The organism is Vibrio sp. V03_P4A6T147 (genome assembly GCF_002241085.1).
GTDB classification, from domain to species: Bacteria; Pseudomonadota; Gammaproteobacteria; order Enterobacterales; family Vibrionaceae; genus Vibrio; species Vibrio anguillarum.
In genome coordinates, this window is the sequence record NZ_NDIO01000145.1 from 1 (window position 1) to 6406 (window position 6406).

Genomic DNA, 6406 nt, shown 5'->3' on the forward strand with positions numbered 1-6406 from the left:
GAAATGAAATCGGTTTCATTTCATAGAAATAGGACGAGTTCATCACGAGATTAACGCTCAAGTATTCACCAAATGGTTAGGTTTTTATGAAATATTTCATCAGTATGATGATTTTCATGTCATTGCACGAAACAACTCGATGGGGATGAACGTCGCTCTCTTCACGTATAGCTGTTAACATACTCAACGCACATAACGTACATAACGTACATAACGTACATAACGTACAAACCATTCTGAGCTTGTTTTTCACCGCAGAGGCCACATATTAAAACCTCTACCCATATAGTTGAGCCGAGCAATGTCAAACACCACCCCGTTATCTCCACCTTCACTCACGCGCCAACTCTTGCAAATGACTTGGCCGATGATGTTTGGTGTGCTGTCCCTCATGAGCTTCCAACTGGTCGATAGTGCGTTTATCGGCCAACTTGGCGTGTTACCCCTTGCCGCGCAAGGGTTTACATTACCCATTCAGATGATCATTATTGGCCTTCAGGTTGGGCTTGGCATTGCGACCACAGCGGTGATTGCTCGCGCATTGGGTGCGAACCAAATTCGCTACGCGAAGCAGCTTGGTGGGTTAGTCGTCGCTATCGGCAGCATTGGGGTTGCTCTGTTTTCAGTGATTATCTATTTACTGCGTCATCCCATCTTAGCGCTACTCAGCGCTCCTGAATCTGTGTATCAGATCGTCGACAGCTACTGGATTTATTGGTTAGTCAGTGCTTGGGTGGGCGCGGTGCTGTACTTTTTATACAGTCTGTGTCGAGCCAATGGTAATACTATGTTGCCGGGGACTATGATGATGGTCACCAGCATTTTAAACCTGATTTTAGACCCTATTTTTATCTTCACTTTTGATTTGGGTATTGAAGGCGCGGCGCTGGCGACCATTTTAGCCTTTGGGATTGGCGTGTTCGTGGTTGCGCCCAAGGTGTCGAAAAGACACTGGATGCTGTTTGATTGGTCAGATTTGGATGTAGGGAAAAGTATTCGCTCTATCAGCCATATCATGGGGCCAGCCATGATAAGCCAGCTTCTTCCACCGCTTTCTTCGATGCTGGCAACCAAACTATTGGCCAGTTTCGGTACCGCAGCTGTCGCGGCATGGGCGTTAGGATCTCGTTTTGAGTTTTTTGCGATGGTCGCAATATTGGCATTAACTATGTCGATGCCACCGATGGTGGGCCGTTTGCTTGGCGCAGGCCAATTGCAAGACATTCGAAAATTGGTTCGTATTGCGTGCCAATTTATTCTTGGGTTTCAGCTCATCATCGCCGTAGTGACCTATCTATTATCCGGCCACCTTGCAGTGCTGATGACCAGCGAACAAAGTGTCGAATCCATTTTGCACTGGCACTTAATGATCGTGCCAATCAGTTTAGGGCCGCTTGGTATCTGCATGTTAATGGTCTCGGTTTCTAATGCGTTAGCAAAATCATACACCGCCTTAACCATTTCCGCGCTGCGCCTGTTTGTGTTCTTCTTGCCCTGTTTATGGGTTGGCGCTCAAATAGCGGCACTGCATGGCCTGTTTATCGGGGCGTTGGTCGGTAACATCCTCGCAGGCCTTGCCGCGTGGGCGATGTACCAACGTGCACTTCGGCAAGTTGAGCAGCAGAAAAACCATTGAGTTTAGGTAACACAGAGCCAAAACGAGCAATCTAGTCTCAAAAATATGAATCTGGTCTATAGTTAACACACGTTAAGTTGATGAATATTTTCGATAACTATGGACAACAAACCGGTTTTCGTGATTGCGGCGGAAGTGGCAGCAGAGCTAAACCAAAGCGTACTCATTGCAAAAAAATTACTGCTTGTCGCCAGCAATGCCAGAGCTCTGGCTCTGCGTGCGGGCGAAAGTGCCGCAGGTTTTCGGCCAATTACTGATTCGATTGATGATTTAGTCCGCGTCACGCTAGAGGCGTCGCACACCATCAACTTGAAGGCGCAGCGTATCAGCCAGCTCGCAACCGCAAGGACTCGTGCACGCGCTGCGCTTGAACGTTTTGAAAATGTGTATATACAAGCGCATAACGCTCGGCATTTACACAGTTTGGATGTCGTACATCATCAAAACCAAGAAGAATATAGCAAACTCAGTCACAGTTTCTACTCTGAAGCTCAAAACCTGCACGAGTTATTGCAAACCTTGTATGACAACCTGCGCATTGCACAAATCATCTCGATCATGCTGAGCGTGGAAGCCTCTCAAGCAGATGAGCGATATCAAGCCCAACTGCAAAGCATTGCGAATAACGTCGCTGAACTGGCAAAAGAAATTCAAGCTCACGTCATGCTATCGCTCAAAACATTCTCTCTCTTTTCTCAGGTGAACTATGCAATCAAAAATACTATTTGAACGCGGCCATCATCGCTGGGTGATGTTTGCTCGCGATCCAAACAAACCAGAAAAAATCATTGATACCAACCAATATATGATAGTCAATCGTGATCAAGCGATATTGCTAGACCCCGGTGGCATTGAACTGTTTTCGGCGATGCTCGGTTGCGTCGTGAAAGAAGTGCCGATTGAACATATCAAGCATCTTTTTGCCTCTCACCAAGATCCAGACATCATCTCTTCCCTCGGTTTATGGGATAAAGCACTGCCCAGTGCAACATTACATTCACCTTGGTTGTGGGAAGGGTTTATCCGCCATTTTGGTATGGAGTCAATTCAATTCTCCCCCATCAAAGATGAAGGTGGAAAAGTGTCCTTATCAGGTCACGACCTGCACTTTATCCCAGCACATTACATGCACTCTTCTGGTAACTTTTCGGTTTACGACCCTGATGCAAAAATATTGATGTCTGGCGATATTGGTGCCGCACTCGACAGCCCTAACGCCTCTTTTTTTGTAGAAGATTTTCAAAGCCATATTCCAAAAATGACTTATTTTCATCAACGTTGGATGCCATCTAACCGCGCCAAAAGTGATTGGATTGAGCGAGTCAGCCAGCTGGATATTGAGATGATGTGTCCGCAACATGGCGCTATTTTTCGGGGCGATGATGTTCAACGATTTTTGGAATGGCTAGATAAGCTGGAAGTTGGCGTAGCGATAAAAAAATAGCACTGTTAAGGCTCTCGATGAGAGCCTTACAAAAAGAGCAAATTAAGCTTGCGTAATGGGTTCACGCTCGACCGTATCGGGCTGATGTTCTGCGACCCAGTAAAGCCAAATCATCACTAGGCACAGCACAAAGCAAAGGCCAAACAGCCAGTTTGAATTGAGGTATCCAATCACCGCCCCCCCAACCAGTGGCGCAATCGCAAAACCTAACGAATAAAGCGCGGCGGCACCAAAGTAAGAACCACGCAAATGGGCGGGAGCCATGCGGTCTATTTGTACGTTTAAGGTTGGAAAAGCAATGACTTCGCCCATACTCAAAACAAAGCAAGCGAGCGCCCAACCAATCGGTAAATCTGCAGGGGTAAACAGAAAGCCGAGTTGCGCAAGCCCCATCAATAACATGCCGATCCGAGTTCGTACAAACAGCGGGACGTTTTCCAACCACTTCAGCATTGGGAACTGGAAGATGATAATGGTCATGGTATTTACCAGCACTAACCCTGCGACAATTTGCGCTGCATCGGCGGCACTGGTGCGTACAATCACTTGTGGAATAGACGATTCTACCTGCCCATAGATGAACATCATGATGAAGTTCGCCACCATCAACTTCACAAAAATATTATCTTTACTGATCACTCTTAGCGTCGAAGAAAAATTAGGCAAACCAGAGCGATCGGGTTTGGTGTAGCGCCCTTTACGTTCAATACCGAGCAGCAGCCAGAAACCAAACAATAAATACGTGCCGCCAGTAAAGAAAAAGAGAGTTTGTGGGTGAGAAAGCCCAAACGTAATCCCAAGCAGTGGCCCAATGGCACCACCTAGATTGAGTAGGAAATAGCGGATGTTGAGCGCCAGCTCGCGATCTTTCAAATTCGGCAAGTTATCACCAATCACTGCTTTGCCCGGCGCTTCAATCATTGGTCGCATTAAACCAGTAAGGACGATAAGCACGTAAAACTGCCAGATTTGATCAGCCACACCAATGCCACTGTAGGCAAATGCAGCCATCACACTGCCAAGAACCATCACCCACTTGCGACCAAATTTGTCGGAAAGATACCCTGAATACAGCCCAGTAATTGCTCCTACAACAGCAGAGGTCGCCAGCATTCCACCCACTTCAATCGGCGATGCACCATAATCTTGGTAAAGAAACACGATCAAAAATGGCCATGCCATGAAAAAACTGGTACGAGCAATCAATGTTCCGGTTAATACCGTCCACACTGAAAAATTAAACCTTTTTACCCTTTCTAAACGAAATAAGCTTTCCTCTTTCGCCATAAAAACACTCCTTACTTTCAGCCACTTGACCATGCGTTCACACGATGAACATCACATTTCTAGTTCTTATTGGGTCAATATATGAAGATAATGTTAATAAAGATAGTGTTTTTTATACAGGGGAGATCGAATCATAAAAACAAACAGCTAACCCCAAAAAACCTAGTTATTTCGGATGGTTAGATATTCTTTGATTCATAAAAAAACCGCATAACCTTTCGAGTTATGCGGTTGAGACTAGGAAATAGTAGTCGATTTATAGTTTGAAGAAGGCGAGCTGCGCTTTTTGCTTCTCGGCCAATTGTGACAGTTCGGCACTGGCACTGGCGCTCTGGCTGATACCCGTTACGTTTTGATTTACAAGCTCAGACATATTAACCACGTTACGGTTAATATCTTGCGTGACTTGCGACTGCTCTTCTGCCGCAGTCGCCACTTGGGTATTTGAATCATTGATGTCTGAAACCGATTCCGTGATCCCAACGAGTGCATCATTTGCTCGTTGCGTTAGCTCACCGTTACGCGCAAGCATCTCAATGCTGGTTTGCATACTATCGTTTGCAAGAATCGATTGGCTTTGCAGCTCTTCAATGATAACTCGAATCTCTTTAGTTGAACTCTCAGTACGTGCAGCAAGCATGCGAACTTCATCAGCCACGACCGCAAAACCACGACCAGTCTCACCTGCACGTGCCGCTTCAATAGCCGCATTCAGTGCCAATAAGTTGGTTTGCTCAGAGACACCTCGGATCACTTCAACGACATCGTTGATCTGCTCTGATTGCTCTTTTAGACGCAGAACTACGCTCGCAGCATGATTCAGCGCTTCTGACATTTGTAAGCTCGCTTGGGCGCTCTCTTTAAAAATAGCTAAGCCTGATTTAGCAAGTTCATCCGCTTCGCGAGCGGTTGAATCAGCGACCGTTGCGTTATCACTCACGTTGTTTGCTGTGCTCGCAAGTTCATTCACCGCCGACGCAACTTGTTCAATTTCACTCAACTCTTGTTGTGCATTTGACTCTGCTTGCGTCATCACCGCAGCCAGCTCGGTTGAAGCTGACGCCACTTCTTCACTAATACGGTTTAAATGATCTACCGTAGCATGTAACTGAGAGGTAGTCGTATTGACATCTTTACCCAACTTTGAGATTTCATTCTCGCCATCCGCATCAGCGCGAATGGTTAAATTCCCCTGCGCTAATTCACGCATTACAGCTTGTAACTTTTGAATCGGGGCCACAATCATATTTGAAAGGATCCAAGCCATCGCAAGAGAGAGCGAAAGTACAGACAGAACAGTGACCATAGCCGTGTTCATAACACGAATGTTGTCTTTGTCGCTTTGAGCCAATGACTGCGTCGCTTGTTGGTTCACTTGCTGCGAAAGATCATTTATCGCATTGACCATTTGCTCGCCACTTTGACGAAATTGCGCAATAAATGCTGTGTATTCTGCTTCAGAGGTCATCCCTTGATCGCGACGGTTAAAAAATTCCACCATTTTCGTCGACATATCAACGTAATGTTCGATGCTTTTATGAACTACCTCAACATCGCTCCGATAAAGCTCATCTTGTCGCATTTTGCTCAAATTGCGCTCTACTTCTTCCAGGCCATTTTTTAACTCAGCTAAGAATGTGGCGCGACGAGCGGGATCATAAATAGCGTATACCGCACTAATACGCAGCGGATAAACGGTATCGTCCACACTGGCAAGAGCATCTTTATATTCAACGAGCCGATCAGTACTGTTCGACACTTTGATTTGTTCATTTTGGAGATTACTTTTGGTTATCCACAGTGCAATAAGTAAAGCGAAAGTGGTTAACAAAACGGGTAATAAAACTTGTACGCGAATTGACAAATTTTTCAGTGAAAAATGCATTTAAAAGCCTCGATTAAAATAACATTCGCATCCATGCCTTGGGACCAATCCCACGGACTAAACAAGAGCAAACAATAGACAAAATTCACATTTTTGTCCATGAAATAATATAATGCAATTCATATAGTTATGAGCATATAGTCGTCAAAACAAT

The 6406-nt window shown here is 45.5% G+C and carries 5 protein-coding genes; 3 read left to right on the forward strand and 2 right to left on the reverse strand.

Going from position 1 to position 6406, the window contains the following annotated elements; all coding sequences use genetic code 11:
* Positions 1–301 precede the first annotated feature (301 nt).
* The 3 genes from B9J84_RS05535 to B9J84_RS05545 all read left to right on the forward strand — a co-directional run bounded on the left by B9J84_RS05535 (position 302) and on the right by B9J84_RS05545 (position 3080).
* Positions 302–1636 carry an MATE family efflux transporter gene (locus tag B9J84_RS05535; RefSeq protein WP_179217524.1) on the forward strand — a complete coding sequence of 445 codons (1335 nt, stop codon included), beginning with the start codon at positions 302–304 and terminating at the stop codon, positions 1634–1636.
* Between the two features lie 99 nt (positions 1637–1735).
* Complete coding sequence (locus B9J84_RS05540) at positions 1736–2365, forward strand: hypothetical protein (RefSeq protein ID WP_017043842.1); 630 nt, start codon at positions 1736–1738, stop codon at positions 2363–2365.
* Positions 2343–3080 carry an MBL fold metallo-hydrolase gene (locus tag B9J84_RS05545; RefSeq protein WP_013868161.1) on the forward strand — a complete coding sequence of 246 codons (738 nt, stop codon included), beginning with the start codon at positions 2343–2345 and terminating at the stop codon, positions 3078–3080. The genes B9J84_RS05540 and B9J84_RS05545 overlap by 23 nt, the downstream gene beginning before the upstream one ends.
* 42 nt (positions 3081–3122) lie before the next feature.
* Here B9J84_RS05545 and B9J84_RS05550 read toward each other — a convergent pair whose 3' ends face one another.
* Together B9J84_RS05550 and B9J84_RS05555 are read right to left on the reverse strand one after the other, a co-directional pair.
* On the reverse strand, positions 3123–4367 hold the full coding sequence (locus B9J84_RS05550; protein WP_026027773.1) for an MFS transporter: 1245 nt from the start codon (positions 4365–4367) through the stop codon (positions 3123–3125).
* A 256-nt stretch (positions 4368–4623) separates the two neighbouring features.
* Positions 4624–6252, reverse strand: coding sequence for a methyl-accepting chemotaxis protein (locus B9J84_RS05555; RefSeq protein ID WP_013868163.1), 1629 nt, complete (start codon positions 6250–6252; stop codon positions 4624–4626).
* Between the last annotated feature and the right edge of the window lie 154 nt (positions 6253–6406).